The organism is Rossellomorea marisflavi, from assembly GCF_009806575.1.
Classification (GTDB): domain Bacteria; phylum Bacillota; class Bacilli; order Bacillales; family Bacillaceae_B; genus Rossellomorea; species Rossellomorea marisflavi_A.
Window position 1 is genome coordinate 63,867 of record NZ_CP047095.1, and the last position, 24,755, is coordinate 88,621.

The 24,755-nt window shown below is 49.0% G+C and carries 23 protein-coding genes and 2 tRNA genes; 23 read left to right on the top strand and 2 right to left on the bottom strand.

Annotation, left to right across the window (positions count from 1 at the left end):
* Positions 1-133: 133 nt before the first annotated feature.
* The 12 genes from D5E69_RS00340 to D5E69_RS00395 all read left to right on the top strand — a co-directional run bounded on the left by D5E69_RS00340 (position 134) and on the right by D5E69_RS00395 (position 11,701).
* A complete protein-coding gene (locus tag D5E69_RS00340) occupies positions 134-784 on the top strand; it encodes a 50S ribosomal protein L25/general stress protein Ctc (RefSeq protein WP_159129080.1) in 651 nt (216 codons plus the stop codon).
* 83 nt (positions 785-867) lie between these two features.
* The gene (pth, locus tag D5E69_RS00345; RefSeq protein WP_048016356.1) at positions 868-1,425 is read left to right on the top strand and encodes an aminoacyl-tRNA hydrolase; all 558 of its coding nucleotides are present in this window, start codon (positions 868-870) and stop codon (positions 1,423-1,425) included.
* Between the two features lie 67 nt (positions 1,426-1,492).
* Complete coding sequence (fin, locus tag D5E69_RS00350; protein ID WP_048007726.1) at positions 1,493-1,720, top strand: anti-sigma-F factor Fin; 228 nt, start codon at positions 1,493-1,495, stop codon at positions 1,718-1,720.
* A 90-nt stretch (positions 1,721-1,810) separates the two neighbouring features.
* Entirely contained in the window at positions 1,811-5,344 is a 3,534-nt protein-coding gene (gene mfd / locus D5E69_RS00355) for a transcription-repair coupling factor (protein WP_048016355.1), read from the top strand.
* 303 nt (positions 5,345-5,647) lie between these two features.
* Positions 5,648-6,184, top strand: a complete 537-nt coding sequence (spoVT, locus tag D5E69_RS00360; protein ID WP_048007728.1) for a stage V sporulation protein T — start codon at positions 5,648-5,650, stop codon at positions 6,182-6,184.
* A 168-nt stretch (positions 6,185-6,352) separates the two neighbouring features.
* Entirely contained in the window at positions 6,353-7,969 is a 1,617-nt protein-coding gene (locus D5E69_RS00365) for a putative polysaccharide biosynthesis protein (RefSeq protein WP_249931539.1), read from the top strand.
* A 9-nt stretch (positions 7,970-7,978) separates the two neighbouring features.
* Positions 7,979-9,442 (top strand): bifunctional methyltransferase/pyrophosphohydrolase YabN, encoded by a 1,464-nt coding sequence (gene yabN, locus D5E69_RS00370; protein ID WP_063190663.1) that lies wholly within the window; start codon positions 7,979-7,981, stop codon positions 9,440-9,442.
* Between the two features lie 44 nt (positions 9,443-9,486).
* Positions 9,487-9,756, top strand: a complete 270-nt coding sequence (locus D5E69_RS00375; RefSeq protein ID WP_048014352.1) for an RNA-binding S4 domain-containing protein — start codon at positions 9,487-9,489, stop codon at positions 9,754-9,756.
* A 78-nt stretch (positions 9,757-9,834) separates the two neighbouring features.
* Positions 9,835-10,137 (top strand): sporulation protein YabP, encoded by a 303-nt coding sequence (gene yabP / locus D5E69_RS00380; RefSeq protein ID WP_048007754.1) that lies wholly within the window; start codon positions 9,835-9,837, stop codon positions 10,135-10,137.
* On the top strand, positions 10,134-10,784 hold the full coding sequence (gene yabQ, locus D5E69_RS00385; RefSeq protein ID WP_048007729.1) for a spore cortex biosynthesis protein YabQ: 651 nt from the start codon (positions 10,134-10,136) through the stop codon (positions 10,782-10,784). Before yabP ends, yabQ begins: the two co-directional genes overlap by 4 nt.
* Positions 10,785-10,811: 27 nt before the next feature.
* Positions 10,812-11,189 (top strand): FtsB family cell division protein, encoded by a 378-nt coding sequence (locus tag D5E69_RS00390; RefSeq protein WP_048007730.1) that lies wholly within the window; start codon positions 10,812-10,814, stop codon positions 11,187-11,189.
* Positions 11,190-11,278: 89 nt separating this feature from the next.
* Positions 11,279-11,701, top strand: a complete 423-nt coding sequence (locus tag D5E69_RS00395) for a S1 domain-containing RNA-binding protein (RefSeq protein ID WP_048007731.1) — start codon at positions 11,279-11,281, stop codon at positions 11,699-11,701.
* Between the two features lie 132 nt (positions 11,702-11,833).
* Here D5E69_RS00395 and D5E69_RS00400 read toward each other — a convergent pair.
* Both D5E69_RS00400 and D5E69_RS00405 read right to left on the bottom strand, forming a co-directional pair.
* Positions 11,834-11,905: transfer RNA gene (locus D5E69_RS00400), tRNA-Glu, on the bottom strand.
* A gap of 9 nt (positions 11,906-11,914) precedes the next feature.
* Positions 11,915-11,991 (bottom strand) — tRNA-Met (locus D5E69_RS00405).
* 274 nt (positions 11,992-12,265) lie between these two features.
* On the opposite strand from D5E69_RS00405, the gene spoIIE reads away from it, so the two are divergent.
* From spoIIE to cysK, 11 genes are all read left to right on the top strand, one after another.
* Positions 12,266-14,758 carry a stage II sporulation protein E gene (gene spoIIE, locus D5E69_RS00410; RefSeq protein ID WP_048014345.1) on the top strand — a complete coding sequence of 831 codons (2,493 nt, stop codon included), beginning with the start codon at positions 12,266-12,268 and terminating at the stop codon, positions 14,756-14,758.
* An 89-nt stretch (positions 14,759-14,847) separates the two neighbouring features.
* Positions 14,848-15,609: a VWA domain-containing protein gene (locus D5E69_RS00415; protein ID WP_079513602.1), complete on the top strand. Its 762-nt coding sequence runs from the start codon at positions 14,848-14,850 to the stop codon at positions 15,607-15,609.
* The gene (locus tag D5E69_RS00420) at positions 15,578-16,564 is read left to right on the top strand and encodes a serine/threonine protein kinase PrkT (protein ID WP_048014353.1); all 987 of its coding nucleotides are present in this window, start codon (positions 15,578-15,580) and stop codon (positions 16,562-16,564) included. Before D5E69_RS00415 ends, D5E69_RS00420 begins: the two co-directional genes overlap by 32 nt.
* A 98-nt stretch (positions 16,565-16,662) precedes the next feature.
* Positions 16,663-17,751, top strand: coding sequence for a tRNA lysidine(34) synthetase TilS (gene tilS / locus D5E69_RS00425; RefSeq protein ID WP_249931540.1), 1,089 nt, complete (start codon positions 16,663-16,665; stop codon positions 17,749-17,751).
* Positions 17,748-18,029: a tRNA lysidine(34) synthetase TilS gene (gene tilS, locus D5E69_RS23510; protein WP_249931541.1), complete on the top strand. Its 282-nt coding sequence runs from the start codon at positions 17,748-17,750 to the stop codon at positions 18,027-18,029. Before tilS (D5E69_RS00425) ends, tilS (D5E69_RS23510) begins: the two co-directional genes overlap by 4 nt.
* Before the next feature lie 3 nt (positions 18,030-18,032).
* Positions 18,033-18,581, top strand: a complete 549-nt coding sequence (gene hpt, locus D5E69_RS00430) for a hypoxanthine phosphoribosyltransferase (RefSeq protein ID WP_048007735.1) — start codon at positions 18,033-18,035, stop codon at positions 18,579-18,581.
* A 103-nt stretch (positions 18,582-18,684) separates the two neighbouring features.
* Positions 18,685-20,655, top strand: a complete 1,971-nt coding sequence (ftsH, locus tag D5E69_RS00435; protein ID WP_159129081.1) for an ATP-dependent zinc metalloprotease FtsH — start codon at positions 18,685-18,687, stop codon at positions 20,653-20,655.
* A 381-nt stretch (positions 20,656-21,036) separates the two neighbouring features.
* Complete coding sequence (locus D5E69_RS00440; protein ID WP_197082337.1) at positions 21,037-21,807, top strand: type III pantothenate kinase; 771 nt, start codon at positions 21,037-21,039, stop codon at positions 21,805-21,807.
* A gap of 15 nt (positions 21,808-21,822) precedes the next feature.
* Positions 21,823-22,701 carry an Hsp33 family molecular chaperone HslO gene (gene hslO, locus D5E69_RS00445; protein WP_048007737.1) on the top strand — a complete coding sequence of 293 codons (879 nt, stop codon included), beginning with the start codon at positions 21,823-21,825 and terminating at the stop codon, positions 22,699-22,701.
* Positions 22,702-22,726: 25 nt separating this feature from the next.
* Complete coding sequence (locus D5E69_RS00450; protein ID WP_159129082.1) at positions 22,727-23,614, top strand: peptidyl-prolyl cis-trans isomerase; 888 nt, start codon at positions 22,727-22,729, stop codon at positions 23,612-23,614.
* Between the two features lie 208 nt (positions 23,615-23,822).
* Entirely contained in the window at positions 23,823-24,752 is a 930-nt protein-coding gene (gene cysK / locus D5E69_RS00455; RefSeq protein ID WP_048007739.1) for a cysteine synthase A, read from the top strand.
* Positions 24,753-24,755: the final 3 nt, after the last annotated feature.

Here is a 24,755-nt window from a genome sequence, read left to right on the forward strand (position 1 = left end):
TTGATATGCCGGCATCCCTCCCACCACGCCAGGATGGTCAGGCCGCATTCATGTTTAAATCGATACTGAATGGGGAATGAAATAGATATAGAAATTTTCATTCAAACGAATTTGGGAAGGTGTTGGATAACTTATGGCAACAGAATTGAAAGCAACGAAACGTAAAGACTTCAAACGTTCTTCACTAACGGAACTACGACATAAAGGTAGCATCCCTGCAGTAGTGTACGGGTATAAAACGGATAATACGGCCATCGAGATCGATGCCATTACATTCATCAAGACGATTCGCGAAGTTGGACGCAACGGGATCATTTCCCTTAATGTGGATGGCAGCAAGCAGAACGTCATCCTGAACGATTATCAGCAGGATCATCTCAAGGATGCCGTCACCCACGTGGACTTCCTGGCAGTCAACATGTCACAGGAAATCGACGCCGATGTACGCATCGATCTATCGGGTGAGTCGGCGGGCGTGAAAGAAGGCGGCGTACTTCAGCAGCCACTGTATGAAGTATCCGTATCAGCCAAACCGTCTGATATCCCAGACAGCATCGAAGTCGATATCGCCGGACTGCAAATCGGGGATACCGTCACGATCGGAGATATCCGTGATCAATTTAACTTCACCATCAACGATGAAGACGAAACAACCATCGCTTCCGTACTCGCACCGCGTCAAGAGGAAGACATTGATTCCGGTGAGAAGCAGGAAGAAGATTCTCCTGAAAGCCAAGGCGGGGAGTCGGAATCCTCTTCTGAAAGCGGATCTGAAGAAGAATAATTTAACGTTTTACAGCGTAACCTTTTGCAGGTTACGCTTTTTGCGTTATTCTATTGATATAAGGTCAAAACGAGGTGTAAGAAATGAAATTGATAGTAGGATTAGGAAACCCGGGTGCGCGCTTTGATCAAACGCGTCATAATATCGGGTTCGACATTATAGATGCCCTTGCCGACAATCTGGGTACCCCCCTCGATCAGTCGAAGTTCAAGGGAGTATATGGGATACACCGGCATAATGGAGAAAAGATCGTCCTTCTCAAGCCGCTTACGTTCATGAATCTATCCGGTGAAAGCATCGTTCCGCTGATGGATTACTTCGACATTGCCAACGAAGACCTCCTCGTCATCTATGATGATCTGGATCTGCCTGTCGGTAAGATCCGACTCCGCCAAAAAGGGAGCGCGGGTGGTCATAATGGAATCAAATCCACGATTGCCCATCTCGGTTCCCAGAATTTCAACCGTATCCGGATCGGGATCGACCGACCGACAAACGGAATGAGCGTCCCTGATTACGTTCTTGGGAAGTTCTCCAAGGAAGATCAGGCGGAGCTCGACAAAGTCATCGCTTCAAGCGTGGAAGCGTGTAAAACGTGGTTTGAAAAACCGTTCATCGAAGTGATGAATCACTTCAACTGATGAATGAATACTTCCTTCCAAAGCCGTTCATACTAATGGGTAACGAAAGGTTTGGAGGGAAGGAAATTTGGCTATTCATTATCAGTGCCGGCACTGCGGTACAAAGGTCGGGACCCTTACCCATGCATGCAACTCTGAAACCCTCGGTCTTGATCGGCTGTCGGATGAGGAGAGGCTGCACATGATCCATTACCGGAATGACGGTGATATCGAGATTAAAACCATTTGTGAAGACTGTCAGGAAAGCCTTGAGCGGTATCCTGACTATCATGGGTTGGACCATATCATCCAGTAAGACGCTTTGGTGAAGAACCAAAGCATTTTTCTGTTTAAATATGAAAGAACGATCATATATATAGATTGAAACACGGGGAGGAGCGTACTCTTGAAAGGAATTCTAACATATGTCCATCAGAGCGAAGAAGTCCAGTCCCTGATCACAGGGATCGAGGAACGTCTTTCAGAGCAGCTTGTGGCAGGACTTTCGGGTTCTTCCAGAAGCGCCTATATAGCAGATGTTTATCTGCAGACGAAGCGGTCGACGATCGTTGTCACACATAATCTGTTCCAGGCACAGAAGATCTATGAGGATCTTGTGCAGTTCCTCAGTGAGGATGAAGTCTATCTTTATTCAGCCAATGAACTGATCGCAGCTGAGCTGAGCGTGGCGAGCCCGGAACTCAGGGCGCAGAGGATCGAAGTGCTGAACAAGCTTTCCCAGCGGCAGAATGGGGTGTACATCGTTCCGGTGTCGGGATTGAGAAAGATCCTGCCGCCGATGGACCTGTGGACCAAAAATCAAATCCGTTTCAACGTCGGTGAAGACATCGATTTGGACGAGGTCTTGAATCAGCTTGTCCAGATGGGCTATCAGCGCGCAGGAATGGTAAGCACACCAGGTGAATTCAGCCTCAGGGGAGGGATCGTCGATATTTTCCCGTTGACATCACAGCATCCGGTTCGGATTGAGCTGTTTGATACGGAGATCGATTCCATCCGTACGTTCTCCGTGGAGGATCAACGGTCCATCGACAAACTGAAAACGGTCGATATCGGGCCGGCGACAGAGGTTCTCCTCACCTATCAGAACATCGAGCGGCTCATTGGAGAGATCAATCAAGGTCTGTCAAAGAGCTTGAAAAAGGTTAAATCCGCAGGCGTCAAAGAAAAGATGACGGAATATATCGGTCATGAAATCGAGCAGCTTGAGAATGGTCAGGTGCCTGAACAGATCTTCAAGTATCTGTCACTCGCCTATGAAACGCCTGCTAGTCTATTAGATTATCTGCCTGAAGACGGTGTCCTCTTCTTCGATGAGTACAGCCGTGTGCAGGAGATGAGCGAGTCCCTTGAGAAAGAGGAGGCCGAATGGTATACCTCGTTGTTGTCCGAGGGGCAGATCATCCACGACATGGTCGTGTCGCATCCTTTTGCATCCCTGATATCGAATGCCAAACGTTCAAAGGTGTATTTCTCCTTGTTCCTTCGTCATATACCGAATACGAGCCCTCAGAATATCTTCAACGTATCCACCAAGCCCATGCAGAACTTCCACGGGCAGATGAATGTGCTGAAAGCGGAGCTCGACCGGTGGAAAAAAGGAAAGTATACCGTCGTTCTACTGGGACCGGATGAAGAGCGTGTGAAAAAGCTTCAGCGCGTGCTGGATGATTATCAGATCGAAATCGCATTCGTGAAAGACGGGGCTCCCCTTCTTGACGGCAAGATCCAGATGATCAATGGAAGTTTGACGAACGGCTTCGAGCTTCCTCTTCAGAAGCTCGCCGTCATCACGGAAGAAGAGCTCTTCAATAAACGTACGCAGAAAAAGCCGAGAAGGCAGAAGATGTCCAATGCCGAGCGGATCAAGAGCTATTCCGAGCTGAAGGTTGGAGATCTCGTCGTCCATGTGAATCACGGGATCGGGAAATACCTCGGGATCGAAACGCTTGAGATCAACGGTGTTCACAAGGACTATCTCCATCTGAAATACCAGGGCAGCGATAAGCTCTATGTACCGGTCGATCAAATCGACTTGGTCCAAAAATATGTCGCGTCGGAAAATAAAGATCCGAAGCTGTATAAACTCGGCGGGAACGAATGGAAGAAGGTTAAATCGAAGGTTGCGTCCTCCGTACAGGATATTGCCGATGACCTCATCAAGCTATATGCGGAAAGGGAAGCGGCTAAGGGATATGCCTTCTCACCTGACGGGGATATGCAGAGGGAATTCGAGATTGCCTTCCCATATGAAGAGACCGAAGATCAGCTCAGGTCCATCCATGAAATCAAGCTGGATATGGAACGGGAGCGTCCCATGGACCGCCTTCTGTGCGGGGATGTCGGATACGGGAAGACCGAAGTTGCTATCCGCGCGGCCTTCAAGGCCATTGCCGACGGAAAACAGGTCGCCCTCCTTGTGCCGACGACGATCCTGGCTCAACAGCATTATGAAACCATCAAGGAACGATTCCAGGACTTCCCGGTGGAGATCAGCCTCTTGAGCCGCTTCAGGACGAGGAAGCAGCAGCAGGAGACAACGAAAGGCCTGAAGGACGGAACGGTCGATATCGTCGTCGGTACCCACAGGCTGTTATCGAAAGATATTCAATACCGTGACCTTGGCCTTCTCATCATCGATGAAGAACAACGCTTCGGGGTCACGCATAAAGAAAAGATCAAACAGCTGAAGACCAATATCGATGTGCTGACGCTCACGGCGACACCGATTCCACGTACCCTTCATATGTCCATGCTCGGGGTGAGGGATCTGTCGGTCATCGAAACGCCGCCTGAAAACCGTTTCCCTGTGCAGACCTATGTGATGGAGTATAACGGTGCCCTCATCAAAGAGGCGATCGAGCGTGAGATGGCACGGAACGGTCAGGTCTACTTCCTATATAACCGCGTCGAGGATATCGAGCGGAAGGCAGATGAAATCTCCATGCTGGTGCCGGATGCCAGGGTGGCGTACGCCCACGGCCAAATGTCAGAGAATGAACTGGAAGCCGTGATCCTCAGCTTCCTGGCAGGGGAATACGATGTGCTCGTCACGACGACCATCATCGAGACAGGGGTAGATATTCCGAACGTCAATACCCTCATCGTCTTCGATGCAGATCGAATGGGCCTCTCCCAGCTCTATCAATTGAGGGGACGTGTCGGAAGGTCCAACCGCGTGGCGTATTCGTACTTCACTTATCGCAAGGATAAAGTCCTGACGGAGGTGGCGGAAAAGAGGCTTCAGGCCATCAAAGAATTCACGGAACTCGGGTCTGGATTCAAAATCGCCATGCGCGATCTGACCATCCGGGGAGCCGGGAATCTGCTCGGTGCCCAGCAGCATGGATTCATTGATTCCGTCGGTTTCGATCTATATTCCCAGATGCTCAAAGAAGCAATCGAGGAGCGTAAAGGCGATCGGCCGAAGCAGCCGGAAGCATCCCTTGAAGTCGATCTTGATCTTGATGCCTACATTCCTGATACCTATATCAAGGACGGACACCAGAAGATCGAGATGTATAAACGGTTCCGTGCCCTTTCTTCCCTCAAGGAAGTCGAAGAGCTCGAAGAAGAGATCCTTGACCGGTTCGGTGAATACCCTGAAGAAGTGGGCTATCTGTTCCTGATATCGGAAATGAAGATCTATGCGAGGAATACAAGGCTCGACAGCGTCAAGCAGGATAAGAAGGGCGTGAACATCTTCATGTCACCGGAAGGGACGGCAGCTATCGACGGATCGAAGGTATTCGACATCTGTTCGAAGCATGGCAGGGTCGTCGGACTCGGCATGGAAGGGTCCAAACTCAAGATCTCCATCAACACCACAAGGCTGAAAGCAGACAAGTGGTTCAATATGGCATATGACATTGTGAAGAATTTGGACCAGGCTTTGAAAACGGAAGTTCATGAAGCCTGATCAATCTTAATATTTGTCATAGAAAACATATACAGTACCGGTTTTCCTTACCAATCGTTATGATAATGTAACTCAAATGTAAATGCGCTCGTAGTTTGATTTTACTATGATAAGGGTATTAGTATTAATGCAGCTGCCATTGATGGAAAAAGATACCTCTATTAGCATTTAAGAGAAATGACAGAAATAATAACTGATTGTGTATAGAACTTCTAAGTTGTAAGATACTAAACTCAATTACGGTAGAGCGGCTTCGATTGCTTTACCCTATAAAATCATCTGATGAAAGTGAGGCAGCTATAGATGAAGGCAACTGGTATTGTTCGTCGTATTGATGATTTAGGTCGTGTAGTCATCCCAAAAGAAATCCGAAGGACCCTGAGGATCCGTGAAGGGGATCCCCTGGAGATCTTCGTCGATCGCGACGGCGAAGTCATCCTGAAGAAATACTCCCCGATCTCGGAGCTTGGAGACTTTGCGAAAGAGTATGGTGAAGCATTGTATGACAGTCTCGGAAGTGCAGTATTGATCTGCGACCGTGATGCCGTCATCGCCATCTCAGGGGCATCCAAGAAGGAATACCTCAATAAGAATGTCGGTGAACTCATCGAGAAGGTGATGGAGGACCGCGCATCTCTCCTTCACACCCAGCAGGGACAAGCCGAGCTTGTTGACGGCCATGGTGAGGATCTTGCTTCCTACACCATCGCTCCGATCGTTGCCAATGGCGACCCTATCGGCGCAGTGGCGATCTTCTCTAAAGATCGCACAGTTGGTGAAGTGGAACAAAAAGCGGTTGAAACGGCAGCTGGCTTCTTGGCAAGACAGATGGAGCAATAATATTTTCATGGGAGCGGCTCTTAGCCGCTCTTTCTTTTTTTGTGGATATTGGAACTCATCCCGCCACTTTCATTTGTGGTAAACTATTTTTAAGAATCCCATGCTTCGATTTATGGGAATACGCTGGGTCCCTTCATAGAAGGAAGCCTTGGAAAGGCAGAGATTTCATTGGGTCATACATACTCCTCCAAAGGGTTTCTAAAGGGTGCGATGATCCTCACCATGGCGGCACTTTTGACAAAGTTATTGAGTGCCGTCTATCGGATCCCTTTTCAGAATATCGTAGGAGATATTGGATTTTATATTTATCAGCAGGTGTATCCTTTTTACGGGATCGCCCTCGCCCTCTCCACTTATGGATTCCCTGTGATCATCTCAAAAATGGTGGCAGAGAAGGTCGACCGGGGTGATCAGGAAGGGGCAAAGAAGGTGGCGGCCACATCCTTCATCTTCCTCCTTCTCGTGGGAGTGATCTGGTTTGTCGCCGTCTATGCAGGGGCCGATATCATTTCGACCTGGATGGGGGATCCGCAGCTCGCCCCATTGATCCGTGTCATTTCCTTATCCTTCTTGCTGCTTGCCCCTCTATCAGTCCTTAGAGGGTACCATCAGGGGAAGGAGCAGATGGTGCCTACGGCGGTGAGCCAGGTGGCAGAGCAAAGCGTCCGTGTCGTGACAATCCTTGTTTCATCCACGGTCCTCCTTGCCAAGGGGAATTCTCTCTACGCTGCCGGACAGGGGGCTCTATTCGGCTCGATCACGGGAGGACTAGCAGCTGTGATCGTCCTGGTTTTATTCACCGCAGCTAAAAAAGAAGGATTGCTGGGGGGCGCATCCTTTTTCCCGAAAGGGTTCAAGGGAGTCTGGACAGCCCTCATGAAGGATGGAACGGCCATCTGTGTGAGTGCCATGCTCCTCGTCCTTCTTCAGTTTGTCGATTCCCTGAATGTATATGCCTTGTTGACTGCACACGGGGTAGAAGAGGGAGCCGCAAAGACCCTTAAAGGTGTATACGACCGGGGACAGCCCTTCATACAGCTTGGGACCGTTGCGGCCACTTCCATCTCACTGACGATCGTTCCCCTGGTCACGACGGCCTACCTGAAAGGGAAGAAGGAGCTGGTAAGGGACTACAGCCAGCTTGCGTTGAAGATAAGCATCCTCATCGGTTTTGCAGCAACACTCGGGCTCGTGAACATCATGGTGCCCACGAATACGATGCTGTTTGAGAATGCAGATGGATCCAGCGTGCTGGCGGTGTTTTCCCTGTCGATTTTCTTTAGCTGTCTGATCCTGACGTTTTCTGGCATCCTGCAGGGGATCGGGAGGATTTATTACCCCGCAGCCATCATCATTGGAGGCATCCCGATCAAGTTCATCCTGAATATGCTCCTTATACCGGTGTTCGGGGTCATGGGTGCATCCCTGTCCACGGTACTTACTTTGGGACTGATTACGATCGGCCTCGTAGTGAAGATGAAGCGATTATTCGGGATCAATTTGATCACCCCGTCATTTTATAAGAGCCTGTTTATCAGCGGTGCAGGAATGACCCTTGTCCTGCAGGGCTTGTTGCTTGGCTACAGGTGGCTCCTGACAAACGGGGCACATGAGCGGATGACCTCGGCGTTCTTCGCCCTAGCCGGGGTGGCAGTGGGGGCGGTGGTGTTTCTCCTCTTGTTCTTAAGAGGGGAGCATCTATCGGAAGAAGAAATCAGCTTTTTGCCATTCGGCAGCAAAATGAACCGGGTGAAGAAAGGCCTTCAGCCCCGGTATAGAAAGTAGTGAATGCAAATGAGCCATACCATCACAGTCATCGGACTCGGTGCAGGGGATCTTGATCAGATCCCCATGGGTGTATATAAACAGTTGAAAAAAGAACAGCATCTTTTCCTCCGTACAAAGGAACATCCTGTCGTGAAGGAATTGGAATCGGAAGGGATGACCTATACATCCTTCGATGCCGTATACGAAAAGCACGAGCGCTTTGAAGCGGTATACGAAGAGATTGTACAGGAGCTTGTGGACGCTTCCATGGAGTATCCTGTCCTCTATGCGGTTCCGGGACATCCCCTCGTGGCAGAGAAGACCGTACAGCTTCTCCTGGACCTCCGGGAGAATGGCGAAGCAGAGGTCGTGATCGGAGGGGGGCAAAGCTTCCTCGATGCCCTGTTTGCTTCCGTGGGTGCCGATCCCATCGATGGCTTCCAGCTGCTTGACGGGACGAGCCTCAGCGTCCACGATATCCAGATGACGCAGCAGCTCATCATCGGGCAGGTGTACGACGGCTTCATCGCCTCGGAAGTCAAACTGACGCTCATGGAGCTTTATCCATATGATTACGAAGTCATGCTTGTAACGGCGGCCGGAAGCTCAGAAGAGAAGGTGGAGCGACTTCCCCTTGTGGAGCTCGATCGTGCTGCACAGCTAAGCAATCTCACCAGCCTGTATGTACCTGCGGTAAAAGATCGATCTCAGCGATACAAGCAGTACAGCGCCCTGAGGGAAATCATTTCGACTTTGAGGGGACCGGACGGATGTCCGTGGGACCGTGAGCAGACCCATCAGTCCCTGAAGAAATACTTGATCGAAGAAACATACGAGCTCTTGGAAGCGATTGATGAGGATGACATCGATCATATGGTTGAAGAATTGGGTGACGTCCTGCTCCAGGTCCTCCTCCATGCCCAGATCGGGGAAGATGAAGGAATGTTCAATATGGAGGAAGTAATGGAAGGACTGTCATCCAAAATGGTGCGGAGGCATCCTCACGTTTTCGGTGATGTCGAGGTCGGGAATTCGGAAGAAGTCAAAGCGAACTGGGCAGAAATCAAGAAGCAGGAAAAAGGCGTAGAGAGCCAGCCGCCGCTTCTAAAAGGTGTCGCCAAAGGGGCACCTGCCCTAATGAAGGCCTACGAATATCAGAAAAAGGCGGCAGGTGTCGGCTTTGATTGGGACAACGTCAAGGGTGCCTGGGAAAAAGTATGGGAAGAACTGAAGGAATTCGAACAGGAAGCCGAGAATGGAAGTGAACAGGACCGGAAGCAGGAGTTCGGTGACGTCCTGTTCGCCCTCGTGAATGTGTCAAGATTTTACCGCATTCACCCTGAAGAGGCCTTGTCCATGACCAATTCAAAGTTCTATCACCGATTCTCCCACGTGGAAGAACGGGTAAAAGAATCAGGGAAATCATTCGAAGAGCATTCCCTTGAAGAGCTGGATGCATTTTGGGATGAAGCGAAGAATCAATCACATTAATGGCTGTTAAGCCGTCAAAGGAGAGAATGAGAATGGCAACCACCATGAGGCTGGATAAGTTTTTGAAGGTATCACGTCTGATCAAACGGAGGACCCTTGCCAAGGAAGTGGCCGACCAGGGAAGGATCTCCATCAATGGAACCCAGGCCAAAGCAAGCTCCAATGTAAAAGTCGGGGATGAGCTCAGTGTGAGGTTTGGGCAAAAGGTCATGAGGGTAAAGATTGAAAGGCTTTTAGAGACGACGAAAAAGGAAGAAGCAAGCGGCCTGTATACGGTCCTTTCAGAGGAAAGGGTCAACCAGGAGGAAGAGTGACCCCTGTTTTGGTTCTAATTCCATCATCCACACCATAACATGGTACAAAGCTTGTACTATGGGATGTGAGGGATGAAGATGAATCAATATCATGATGGCAATAAAGAAAAGGCAGTCTTTCAGGAACATGATGTCATGATGAGGGGACGCAAACTCCTCGATATCACGGGAGTCAAGCAGGTGGAGAGCTTTGATAATGAAGAGTTCCTTCTGGAGACGGTCATGGGCTTTTTATCCGTCCGTGGGCAAAACCTCCAGATGAAGAATCTTGATGTGGATAAGGGAATCGTCTCGATCAAAGGGAAGGTGTTCGACCTCGTCTATCTTGATGAACAAAGCGGGGAGAAAGCTAAAGGTTTCTTTAGCAAGCTGTTTCGATGACACTCACCACCCAATTCTATACGATGCTCTCCATGATCGGCATGGGGGCATTATTCGGGGCGTCCTTGGACACGTACCATCGATTTCTCAACAGGAGCCAGCGGAAGCGCTGGTTCGTCTTCATCAATGATGTCCTGTTCTGGGTCCTGCAGGCCCTCGCCATGTTTTACATTTTATTTGTCGTAAACTTCGGCGAGATCAGGGTGTACATATTCGTGGCCCTGCTCTGTGGATTCGCGGCGTATCAGGCGCTTTTCAAGACCTTGTATACGAACCTGCTGGAGAGGCTCATCCGCTTCACGATTTCCTTTTACCGCTTCTTGGTGAAGATGGGTCAAAAGCTCATCTATTCACCGGTGAAATGGATCATGTTCATGCTTCTTGCAGTTATCCTCTGGCTACTGAAAACGGTATATGCCATCATCCGATTTGTCATCAGGACAGCATGGCGGATCGTATATGGAATACTGAAGGTCGCATTGGCTCCGATCTGGTGGATTTTTCGAACAATATGGAAACTATTGCCGAACCATCTTACAAAAAGAGTCGATAAGTTATATAATAAAATGGCAGGAATTATGAAGTCTAATGGCAAAAAAGTATATACATGGATCCGGAAATGGACCATTAAAAAAAATAAAAAATGACCGCATCGGGGAAAGGGAGGTTTGGAAATGGGAAGAAACGTCACTCCGATGGAGAATGAATATGTCCGCCAGCAGGAAAACAAGCATAAAGCATCCTCTAAAAGAAAAAAACGTTTAGTCCGCCGTCTTTCCGTGTTCTTTGTCCTAGCAATCGCCATCACAGGATTTATGGTCTCGACGCTCATTTCCAGGGCTCAGGTGCTTGAAGACAAGAAAGCAGAAAAGGTGCAGCTCGAGAAAAACCTCGAGGCATTGAAAGAAAAACAAACGGCATTAGAGGAAGAAATCGTTAAATTGAATGATGATGATTATATCGCCAAACTGGCCAGGCGTGATTATTTCCTATCGGATAATGGAGAGATTATCTTTAATATTCCAGAATCAGGTAAGGATAAAGAAAACTAAAGGAGAGGTGTCTTATTGACACTCTTTTTTTTAATTGGCTATAATATAGAGTAGGTTTATCTAACATTCTAAGGAGGAGCATTTCTTTTATGTCAATTGAAGTAGGCAGCAAGTTACAGGGTAAGGTAACAGGAATTACAAATTTCGGAGCGTTCGTGGAATTAGCAGAAGGTACGACGGGGCTGGTTCACATCAGTGAAGTAGCCGACAATTATGTCAAAGACATCAACGAGCACCTTAAAGTTGGAGACGAAGTCACAGTTAAGGTTATCAACGTTGAGAAAGATGGAAAGATCGGCTTGTCCATCCGTAAAGCTAAAGACCAACCACAACGCCCACAGCGCCCGCAACGTCCTCAACGCCCACGCAATAACAAACCGGCTGACACCCGTACGAAGGAAAACTTCGAACAAAAGATGGCGCGCTTCTTGAAAGACAGTGAAGACCGCTTATCTTCCTTGAAAAAAAATACAGAGTCTCGCCGTGGTGGAAGGGGAGCAAAAAGAGGGTAACTTGCTGTCTATTAATCCATATAGCAGGTCCTAATGCAGATGCATTCAATGAATGTATCTGTTTTTTTATTGTTCTCCACCCGCAATCATACAAAAAAGGACCACTTCATGTGAAGTGGTCCTTCTGTATGATGACCCGTACGGGATTCGAACCCGTGTTACCGCCGTGAAAGGGCGGTGTCTTAACCGCTTGACCAACGGGCCTAAAAGATATGGTAGCGGCGGAGGGGATCGAACCCCCGACCTCACGGGTATGAACCGTACGCTCTAGCCAGCTGAGCTACACCGCCATATTATGGCCTTCAAGGCACAAAAACTATAATACCCACAAAGAAATGCAAAGTCAATACTATTTCATAAATAATTTGTCAAAACACCGTTAAGCCTGATAGGAGTTGGGTTCGGAGGCGAAAAGGGAAGAATCACCGATTTATTTTCTGAATATTTTACCACTTCGTCCGGAAACACGTCGAAACTTTTTGGGTATACATTCCCTCATTCTGACAAAGTTCTGAGCATGTCCCATTTATACTAGTAAAAAAAGTTATGGGGAGTGTTTGTTACATGGGGAAAGCTGATCAAACAATCATCGAACCTGTTCAGAACGTAGACATCGAACAAACGAGGGTCGAGATGTCCAAGGGGATCAAATCGATTTATTCGAAGCTGGAGTGGCTCTTCATTGAAAAGGGACTGGCTCTGTTTGTGATTGGCTTTTTACTGGGAAGGGCATTGATTCTCTCTCATCTTACACCCTTTGCCCTGCCGTTCTTTGCAGCTGTCTATCTTGTCCGAAGGGAAAAATCGCCCATTGCGCTCATGGGTCTGCTGGCCGGAGCTGTCACCTTATCCTTCTCCAGTATCAGTTATACGTTCGCAACGGCAATTATATTCCTCCTTGCGTTCCGGCTGACGCAAAAATTCCACCAGAATGATATGAAGATCGTATCCTTTTACGTCCTCTTTTCCGTTGCTTTCGTCAAGCTCGGCTTTGATTACGTCCAGCAGGGGCAGGTTCTCACCCTTTATAATGGAGTGATGGCACTCATCGAGGCGTTCCTTGCTTTCCTCCTTACCTATATCTTCATCCAAAGCGTTCCGTTCGTCACCGTCCAAAGGAGAAGGAGGTCCCTGAAGACGGAGGAAGTCGTCAGCCTGATCATCCTTCTTGCTTCCATCATGACCGGAACCATCGGTTGGGCCTTTCAGGGGCTGTCTGTTGAGCATATCCTCTCAAGGTATCTTGTCCTCCTGTTCTCCTTTGTCGCAGGAGCGACGGTCGGCTCGACGGTTGGCGTCGTCACAGGGCTTGTGTTCAGTCTTGCCAGTGTGGCGAGCTTTCAACAAATGAGCCTTCTTGCTTTTGCGGGCCTTCTCGGGGGCTTGATGAAGGAAGGGAAGAAGTTCGGAGCTGCCATCGGGTTGCTCATTGCCACCCTCCTTATGGGGATGTACGGTGATAACAGTATGGTACTGACGACCACCCTTTATGAGTCAGGGGTGGCGATCGTGCTTTTATTCCTCACGCCCCAGAGCCTGGTCAAGCGGATCGCCAAGCATATCCCGGGCACGGCCGAGTACCATCAGGAGCAGCAAGGCTATATGCGCAAGGTGCGGGACGTGACGGCAAGCCGCGTCACGCAGTTCTCTTCTGTCTTCCAGGCACTTTCGAACAGCTTCCAGCAGGTGGAGGAGAAGATGAAAATGGAAGAAGTCGAGGATAAAGAGTTTGACTATTTCCTCAGCAACGTCACGGAGAAGACGTGTCAGACCTGCTTCAAGAAGGACCAGTGCTGGGCGAGGAATTTCGATAAAACCTACAATATGATGAAAGAGGTCATGACTGAATACGACCAGGGCAGGGTACCGCTGTCTTCCCGATTGTCAAGAGAGGTGGAGAAGCACTGTACAAGGGAGAAAAAGCTGAAAGAGACCATCTATCAGGAGCTGACGTTCTATCAGGCGAATCTGAAGCTGAAGAAGCAGGTGCAGGAAAGCAGGAAGCTTGTGGCCGATCAGTTGCTCGGAGTCTCGGAAGTCATGGGCAACTTTGCGAAGGAGATCCAACGCGAGAGGGAGAACCATTATCTGCAGGAAGAGCAGATCCTGGCGAGCATCGGCGAGTTCGGAATTGAAATTGATCATATTGAAATTTATAACCTTGAACAGGGGAACGTTGATATCGATATGGTGATCCCGTACTCCGGCGGGCACGGTGAAGGAGAAAAATTGATTGCTCCGATGCTGTCGGATATCCTTGGCGAAAACATCGTCGTACAAAAAGAGGACTGTTCCCAATTCCCCAATGGGCAGTGCCATGTCACCTTCCAATCAGCGAAGAAATTCGTAGTGGACACAGGTGTGTCCCATGCAGCCAAAGGGGGAGGTCTGGTTTCAGGAGACAGCTACTCCATGATCGAGCTCGGAAGGGGCAAGTATGCCGTCGCCATCAGTGATGGGATGGGGAACGGGGAACGGGCCCACTATGAGAGCAACGAGACGCTCAGGCTCCTTAAAAAGATCCTTGAATCCGGAATCGAAGAGCAGGTCGCCATCAAGTCGATCAACTCGATCCTATCCCTGCGGACGAATGACGAGATCTTTTCGACACTGGATCTTGCCATGATCGACCTACAGAATGCTTCATCCCGTTTCCTGAAGATCGGATCGACACCGAGCTTCATCAAAAGGAATGACCAAATCATGAAGATTGAAGCGAGCAACCTTCCCATGGGGATGCTGCAGCAGGATTTCGACGTGGATGTCGTCTCCGAGCAACTGAAGGCAGGGGACCTTTTGATCATGATGAGTGACGGGGCATTCGAAGGACCGAAGCACGTGGAGAACTACGATGTATGGATGAAACGGAAGATCAAAGAGCTGCAGACCGATGAGCCTCAGGAAGTGGCTGATATCCTCATGGAAGAAGTGATCCGCTCGAGCTCGGGCATGATCGATGACGATATGACGATCGTCGTCTCCAAGATCAATCATAATATCCCGAAATGGTCATCGATCCCGATCCAGAAGAGCAGGCAGAAAAAGCAGATTTCCTGAAGAAAGGTTCACGTGACCGCCACAAAGAGAGAAGAAAGTAGTTCACTAGAGTATAAATTCCTCCCCATCAGGCGAAGATGATAGCAACTATGAAGGAGGAGGAGACTCTTATGAAAGCAGGTACACTTCGTCAGATTCTATTGATCACGGATGGATGCTCCAATCAGGGGGAAGACCCCATTGCCATGGCCGCGTTAGCAAAGGAACAGGGAATCTCCGTCAATGTCATCGGCGTCATGGACAATGACGTCATCGATCAAAACGGAATGGTGGAGATCGAGGGGATCGCTCTATCAGGAGGAGGGGTCAGTCAGGTCGTTTATGCCCAGCAGCTTTCCCAAACCGTCCAGATGGTCACGCGGAAGGCGATGACCCAGACGCTCCAGGGCGTCATCAATAAAGAGCTGAAGTCGATCCTCGGGAAATCGGCCTCCATGGAGGAGCTCCCCCCGGAACAACGCGGTGAAGTGATGGAAGTAGTGGATGAACTGGGTGAATCGGTGGATATGGAAGTGTTGATCCTTGTCGATACGTCTGCAAGCATGAAGCACAAGCTTCCCACTGTGAAGGAAGCGCTATTGGACCTGTCCCTCAGCTTGAATGCCAGAATGGGAGATAACAAATTTTCCGTTTTCGTATTTCCCGGGAAACGACAAGATGTCGAAAAATTACTGGACTGGACCCCGCGTCTAGAAACCTTATCAAGTATATTCTCGAAACTTTCCCCAGGAGGCATCACACCGACGGGGCCGGCGATTTCAGAGGCAATCACCCATTTCAAGAAAAAACGTTCACTAAGGGGACTGCTCTCTCGTGGCGATGATGAACAATACTTCGAAGAAACCATTTAATCTTCCACCCGGTACGACCATAACAGGGAAATGGCATGGGGCTTCTTATACCATTATGAGAGAGCTCGGATACGGGGCCAATGGAATCGTGTATCTGGTCAGGGACGGGCACGGCTACCAGGCCCTCAAAATGAGCGATAATAATGTGACCATTACATCCGAAGTGAACGTACTCAAAGCCTTTTCCAAACTTCAGGGTACCCCTCTCGGCCCAGGGCTCATGGATGTGGATGACTGGGAATACAGGGGTAAGAAGATCCCTTTTTATACGATGGAATACATCCAGGGTCCTACGCTTCTCTCCTTCGTACAGGGAAAGGGGTTCTCCTGGACGGGTGTCCTCGTAGCACAGCTCCTTGCCGACCTGGAGCGGATCCATCAGGCAGGATGGGTATTTGGGGATCTGAAACCCGAGAATCTGATTGTCACCGGCGCACCCCATCGGATCAGGTGTATCGATGTGGGGGGCACGACCATTCAGGGACGCGCCATCAAGGAATTCACGGAGTTCTTCGACAGGGGCTACTGGATAGGGGGGTCCCGCAGGGCGGAACCCAGCTATGATCTATTCGCTGTCGGGATGATCCTGATCAACCTTGCCTATCCGAACCGATTTCCCAAGCGTGAGAACGGCCAGCTGCAGCAGCTTAAGCTTGCAGTTGAAGGAAAGGACAGCCTGAGGAAGTATCGGGGAACGATCTTCGGTGCATTGGAGGGGACTTTTTCCTCCGCTCAGGAAATGAGAGAGGACCTTCTAAGGGGCATTTCCCGCTCAGCCAATCACGGTCCGGCTAAGAAACAGGCACACAAGCCTGCGGCAGCCCGGAAGACACCCCAAGTTTCTCCGAAGAAGCCGGCTAAACAATCAAGGGCAAGCAGATCCTTGGAGACTGTCCTTATCATCCTCATTGTGGGGTTGATCTATTTCCTCTACATCTACGGGGAACTGTTGTAGCGTCTCCCGTGAGTTTCAAAAGGGATACTGATACAATAAGGAAAAAGGATGGAAAGAGGATTGTTATGCTGGAACAGACATCCCGGGAATTTATTCACATGCATCGATTAATCGAAAAAGGAGACCGGCTCCTCGTTGCCGTTTCGGGTGGCCCTGATTCCCTGGCCCTTCTCCATTTTCTTCATGCACTTCGGGAAGAACTGGACGTGGAAGTCGCCGCGGCCCATGTGGATCACATGTTCAGGGGGCGGGAATCATATGATGATCTGTTGTTCGTCGAAGGGTTCTGCAAGGATCGGGACATCCCCTTTTTTGGGGAGCGCATCAATATACCGGCTATGATGAAAACGGAAAAAGGCAGCCTTCAGGAGATGGCCAGAAAGGCACGCTATGCGTATCTTGAGCAGGTGATGACCACATACGGAGGCAACAAACTTGCACTTGGGCATCACGGGGACGATCAGATTGAAACGATCCTGATGAAGTGGACGAGGGGAGCAGGCGGCAAGGGCCGTGCCGGCATCCCGTTCAGGCGCCCTTTCTCAACGGGGGAGATCATCCGGCCGTTCCTTTCGGTGACCAAGGCCGATATCCTGGATTACTGCGAACGGGAGCGGCTATCCCCGAGGATCGATCCAAGCAATCGCAAGGATACATATACAAGGAATCGATTCCGCTCCAGGGTGCTGCCCTTCTTGAAGGAAGAGAATCCGAATGTCCATCGGAATTTCCAACAATTCAGTGAAGAATCATTGGAAGACGAAGAGTTTTTGGAGGAATTGACCAGGGTAAAGTTGAATAAGGTATGGAAGGTGGAGGAGGATTTTTCCACTCTTGATATCAAACGCTTTCTCCAGATGGCTCAGCCTTTACAAAGAAGAGCGATTAATCTAATATTAAACTATCTTTATAAACTTAAACCCGCTTCTTTATCGTCTATACATATTTACGATGTATTACGTCTGTTAAAGGGGGAGAATCCCAATGCCCAATTGGATTTACCCTCGGGCTTAAGGTTACAAAGGCTTATCAGACATGTTATTTTCACTTCGGGAACCTTTCCGGAGGTCCATACTATTTTGAACTGGAAATCCATTCATCGATCGACCTTCCGACCGGAATCCGGATTTCGCTCATGCCCTCGCCGGGATATGTGCAGGATGACGGGGATGAAACGATCCATGTGAACAGGGATCAAGTCACCCTTCCGCTGATTGTACGCACGAGGGAATCAGGGGATCGCATGAAGGTGAAAGGGATGGAGGGCACGAAGAAGCTAAAGACCCTTTTCATCGATGAAAAAATCCCTTTGCATCTTAGGGATCGGTGGCCGGTCGTCACTGATTCTGAAGGCAGGATCCTTTGGGTTCCCGGATTAAGGAAGTCCGTTTACGATACGGGAGAGGGACGCGAGGATAGTTTAGTGTTACAAGTCAAGAGCAATCATCTTCTAGGAGGCAGTTGAACATTGTTAAATCAGGATATTGAAAAGGTACTTATTTCAGAAGAAGAACTTCAAGAAAAGATCAAAGCGCTGGGTGCTGAACTGACGGATGCCTATCAAGATAAGTTTCCACTTGCAATCGGCGTACTGAAAGGCGCGATGCCATTCATGGCGGATCTGTGCAAGCGCATCGATGCCCATATGGAAATGGACTTCATGGATGTGTCCAGCTACGGCAGTTCCACTGTCTCTTCAGGAGAGGTAAAGATCGTCAAAGACCTCGATACGAAAGTGGAAGGGCGCGACATCCTGATTATCGAAGATATCATCGACAGCGGCTTGACGCTGAGCTATCTTGTCGAACTGTTCCGCTACCGTAAGGCAAAATCAATCAGCATCGTCACTCTGCTCGATAAGCCAACGGGACGCAAAGCAGACATCAAGGCAGATTATGTAGGCTTCATCGTACCGGATGAGTTCGTTGTCGGTTATGGCCTTGATTATGCGGAAAGATACCGTAACCTCCCTTACATCGGAGTACTGAAACCAGCGGTGTATACAACAGGGGAATAACGTCCATCTTAAGAAGAGTCTTCGCAAGTGCAATTTGTTGTAATGCCATGATTTACTATGATACTATTTTACGTAGTTTGTTTACCGTGGGAGGAGGTAAGGGATGAAACGGATCTTTTCTAACACCATATTCTATTTACTGGTATTTCTACTGATCATAGGTGTGGTGAGTTTTTTCAACAACAACAACGAACCAACCAAAACGATCGATTACAGTACGTTTATTAATAAGTTGGAAGACAATCAAGTCAAATCATTCTCCGTCCAGCCTTCAAGGGGCGTCTATGAACTGAAGGGGCAGATGAGGGATTCCAAGAAAGATGAGTACTTCGTCACGCATATCCTGTCTACCGATGGCAAGCTGATGGATCGCATCAATGATGCTGCCACTGGTACAAATGGGGAAAATGCCCTCAAGAAGGTAGATATTGAAATCCTCGAAGCAAAAGAAACCAACGGGTGGATTTCCGTCTTTACGACGATCATCCCATTCGTCATCATCTTCATTCTCTTCTTCTTCTTGCTCAACCAGGCTCAGGGCGGTGGAAGCCGTGTCATGAACTTCGGTAAGAGCAAAGCCAAGCTATACAGCGAAGAGAAGAAGAAAGTCCGCTTCAAGGATGTTGCCGGAGCAGACGAAGAGAAGCAGGAACTTGTGGAAGTCGTTGAATTCCTCAAGGATCCACGCAAATTCTCTGAAATCGGTGCACGCATACCGAAGGGTGTCCTTCTTGTAGGACCTCCGGGTACCGGTAAAACATTGCTTGCCCGCGCAGTAGCCGGTGAAGCAGGCGTTCCGTTCTTCTCCATCAGTGGTTCGGACTTCGTGGAAATGTTCGTAGGGGTCGGTGCATCCCGTGTACGTGACCTGTTCGAAAATGCGAAGAAAAATGCTCCATGTATCATCTTCATCGATGAGATCGATGCAGTCGGTCGTCAACGTGGGGCCGGACTTGGCGGAGGTCACGATGAACGTGAGCAGACGTTGAACCAGCTTCTTGTTGAAATGGACGGATTCGGTGCCAACGAAGGAATCATCATCGTTGCTGCGACGAACCGACCTGACATCCTTGACCCTGCATTGCTTCGTCCAGGACGTTTCGACCGTCAAATCACAGTCGATCGCCCGGATGTAAATGGTCGTGAGGCGGTGCTGAACGTCCATGCGAAGAACAAGCCGCTTGATGATTCAGTGGATATGAAAGCTATCGCTCAAAGGACACCTGGTTTCTCTGGTGCTGATCTTGAAAACCTTCTGAACGAAGCTGCCCTTGTGGCTGCCCGTGAAAATAAGAAGAAGATCGACATGCGTGACATCGACGAAGCGACGGACCGTGTCATTGCAGGTCCTGCCAAGAAGAGCCGTGTCATCTCAGAGAAGGAACGCAAGATCGTTGCTTTCCACGAAGCAGGCCATACCGTCATCGGTTGCGTCCTCGATGAAGCCGATATGGTTCACAAAGTGACCATCGTACCTCGTGGCCAGGCCGGAGGATATGCGGTCATGCTACCTAAAGAAGATCGTTACTTCATGACGAAACCGGAACTCCTTGATAAAATCACAGGACTTCTTGGTGGACGCGTAGCGGAAGAAATCATCTTCGGAGAAGTTTCGACCGGTGCCCATAATGACTTCCAGCGTGCCACAGGCATCGCCCGCAAAATGGTGACGGAATATGGAATGAGTGAAAAACTCGGACCTCTACAATTCGGTCAGCAGCAAGGCGGTCAGGTATTCCTTGGACGTGACATCAACAGCGAGCAAAACTATTCAGACGCCATTGCTCATGATATCGATCTTGAAATGCAGCGCTTCATCAATGAAAGCTATGCGCGTGCTAAAAAGATCCTTACTGAGAATCGCGACAAACTGGAACTCATTGCTAAGACGTTACTTGAAGTCGAGACTCTTGATGCCGCTCAGATTACGAACCTAATGGATCACGGTAAACTTCCAGAGCGTGTATATGAATCCGACGTCGAAACAAGCGACGTGAAGGTCAACATCCAGAAGAAAAATGATGAACCGGCTAGTGGAGACTCCTCAAACGGAGACGATACCGACCGCGTATAATAACGGTTGGGTTTCCAACCAAATGAAAATCCGAACAGCCATTCGATATCCTTCCAGGAATCGGGTGCGTTCGGATTTTTTTGTGATCTTTTTTAGGATCACCAGTAAAGTGTGAAGGTCCATGGCAAGCGGGACGACCCGGAAGAGAGGGGCGTCCAATCTGCTTGCGCATCCACTAGGAGGAAAGCCAGGAAGTCGATCCTTCCTTGTTTTTCAAAAAATCAATGCCTCGCAAACGAAATAACTCCCGCCCCATCCCATACGCGATGGCCTTTCAGTGCTTGTTGGATATTCCCCAACCGATTCTACCCAGTCGCCTCCCCAAACGGATTATGGTATGATGTTGGCAGTGTGAAAACAATGACCGAGTAGGTGAAAATTGTGATTTTTGTAATGGATGTTGGAAATACGAACATTGTGTTCGGTGTATATGAAAATGATGAATTGAAGTATCACTGGAGAGCCGAGACGAATCGCCATAAGACCGAGGATGAATTTGGTATGCTTGTAAAGAATTTGTTTGAGCATGCGAAGCTATCCTTTGATGATATTGATGGTATTATTATATCTTCCGTTGTTCCTCCGATCATGTTCAGTCTTGAAAGGATGTGCGTAAAGTACTTCCACATCACGCCGCTTGTTGTAGGACCTGGAATCAAGACGGGCTTGAACATCAAATATGATAATCCCAAGGAAGTAGGGGCCGACCGTATCGTCAATGCCGTAGCCGGGATTCACGAATATGGAGGACCACTGATCATTGTTGACTTTGGTACAGCGACCACCTATTGCTATGTAAACGAAGACAAGCAGTATATGGGCGGAGCCATTGCCCCTGGGATCGGGATCTCGACGGAAGCACTCTATTCAAAGGCGGCGAAATTACCCCGGATTGAAATCGCACGTCCGGAGAATATTATTGGAAAGAATACTGTCACTGCCATGCAAGCCGGTATTTTATACGGATATGTCGGACAAGTGGAAGGCATCGTACGCCGTATGAAAGAACAAAGTACCCAGGAGCCGACGGTCATCGCCACCGGCGGGTTGGCGACACTGATCTCGAAAGAATCGACGATCATCGATGTGGTCGATCCATTCCTGACGCTGAAAGGCTTGAAGCTGATTTATAAACGCAACATCAACGGATAAGGAAGGAGCTTTTATATGAGCGACTATTTAGTAAAAGCATTGGCCTATGATGGCCAAGTAAGGGCATATGCCGTCAAAAGTACAGAAACCGTAGGGGAAGCGCAGCGCCGCCATAATACATGGCCGACTGCATCTGCAGCCCTTGGACGTTCCATGAGTGCAGGTCTCATGATGGGGGCCATGCTCAAAGGTGAGAACAAACTTACGATAAAAGTGGAAGGTGGCGGACCGATTGGCGCCATCATCGTCGATAGCAATGCAAAGGGTGAAGTAAGGGGATATGTCACCAACCCCCACGTCCATTTTGACCTGAATGAACATGGTAAATTGGATGTGCGACGTGCCGTTGGGACAGAGGGTACCCTCTCTGTTGTCAAAGATATCGGCATGAGGGATAACTTCTCCGGACAGGTGCCAATCGTATCAGGCGAACTTGGAGAAGACTTTACCTATTATTTTGTGACCAGTGAACAGGTTCCTTCTTCTGTCGGAGTCGGTGTACTTGTGAACCCTGACAATACGATCCTGGCATCAGGCGGCTTCATCCTTCAGCTTCTTCCTGGAGCAGAAGATGAGACGATCACGAAGATTGAGGAACGCCTAGGGAAGATCGAGCCGATTTCAAAGCTCATCCAACGCGGTCTTTCACCTGAGCAGATATTGGATGAGGTCCTTGGTGAGGACAATGTGAAGGTCCTTGAAACCATGCCTGTCAACTTCCAATGTCAATGTTCGAAGGAGCGGTTCGGTGATGCGATCATCAGCCTCGGTGAAGAGGAAATCAAAGATATGATCCAAGAAGACGGCATGGCCGAAGCCAAATGCCACTTCTGCAACGAAACCTATATCTTCTCTGAAAAAGAACTGAAAGAGCTTCAGCTGCAAGCAAAATAATACGATCTCAGGCCGGGGAGAATGGATGATGAGAATTAAACGTTCCGTCCTATTGACGGTGATCGGACTTTTATTGGTTACAAATATCCTGACGCTCATCTTCTCCGGTAAAGGGGAAGGAAAGAACACAGAGAGCGTGGCAAGCATCGACGGGAAGGATATCACCCGGGAGGAGTGGCTCCATTCTCTTGAAGACAAGTATGGAAAAGAGGAACTGAAGGTGCTCATCAACCGGAAAGTAATGGATCGATTGGCCCTGAAATACGATATCTCCGTCTCACAGAAGGAAATCGACCGGGAATTCGCCATGATCCAGTCCGCTTATAATGTGTTCGACGAAGGCACCCTGCAGGATGAGAAAGACATCAAGTCCCAGATCAAAGCGGATCTCCTCTTGGAAAAACTCCTCACAAAAGACGTGGAGATTTCCGATAACGAACTGAAGAAGTATTATGAACAGAATGAACGCGTCTATTCCATACCTAAAATGCTGAAATTGAAGCAGATCCAAGTACCGGATCAGTCCGAAGCGGACCAGGTTCTCGAAGAATTAAAAGATGGCTCAAGCTTTGAAGCACTTGCCATGGAAAAATCCATTGACCAAAAGACCGCCCCCCTCGGGGGAGATCTTGGATACATCCCTGAAGACGGGGACATCCTGACCGAGGAAGCAAAAGCAGAGGTCAAGACCCTATCCAAGGGGGAGTGGAGCAAACCTGTTCCGGCTGATGATGGATATCTCATTTATTTTGTGGAGGATACAATCAAGAAGAACCACTATTCCTTCAAACAGGTGAAGGAGCAAATCAGGCGGAAGATCGCCCTTGAGCAGGTTGAGTCCCCCATGCGTGCGGAGTCTTTCTGGGATGAGCTCGATGTGGATTGGTATTATGGGGAAGAGCGTACGAAATAAGAATGTTTGGGTCACCGATTGAGTATCGGTGGCTCTATTTTAATTCCTCGGAAAAAATGCTTTTGCCTGATGCAAATCATAGTAATGATCCGAAAGGCATATGTTAAGTTTGTGTAGGGTCTGGAGTCATATGTGTTGACAAATAAATTGAAAATTGTTACTTTTAATTAAAACCAACAAAAATGCTTGGAATTAGGAGTGAGGAATCATGGTCAGAGTAGCTAATTCAATTTCGGAATTGATCGGGCAGACGCCGATTGTGAAACTGAATCGAATTGTGGAAGATGGAAGTGCCGATGTATATTTGAAGCTTGAATATATGAATCCTGGAAGCTCGGTAAAAGATAGGATTGCCCTTGCGATGATCGAAGCCGGGGAAGAAGCAGGAACTTTGAAAGCCGGGGATACAATCGTGGAACCGACGAGCGGAAACACGGGAATCGGCCTTGCCATGGTGGCTGCGGCGAAAGGGTACCGTGCCCTTCTTGTCATGCCTGATACGATGAGTATGGAGCGTCGCAACCTCCTGCGTGCCTACGGTGCCGAGCTTGTCTTGACCCCTGGGGCAGAAGGGATGGGCGGAGCCATCCGCAAAGCCGAAGAGCTTTCGAAGGAGAAGGGTTACTTCATGCCTCAGCAGTTTAAGAATACGGCCAATCCAAAGGTGCACCGTGAAACGACGGGGCCTGAGATCGTGGAGCAGATGGGTGATCAGCTCGACGCCTTCATCGCAGGGATCGGTACAGGCGGGACCATCACCGGTGTCGGTGAAGTCCTGAAAGAGAAGTATCCTGATATCAAACTGTATGCTGTCGAGCCGTCGGATTCCCCTGTCTTGTCCGGTGGTAAGCCGGGTCCTCATAAAATCCAGGGGATCGGTGCCGGTTTCGTGCCGGATATCCTGAATACCTCCCTTTATGATGAGGTCATCCAGGTCGGGAAGGAAGAAGCGTTCGACTATGCAAGGAGAGCTGCCAGTGAAGAAGGAATCCTTGGCGGAATCTCATCCGGTGCGGCGATCTATGCGGCGAATGAAGTGGCGAAGAAGCTTGGGAAAGGGAAGAAAGTCCTTGCCATCATCCCGAGTAACGGAGAGCGCTATTTGAGCACGCCTCTCTATCAGTTCGACGAAGAGTGATAT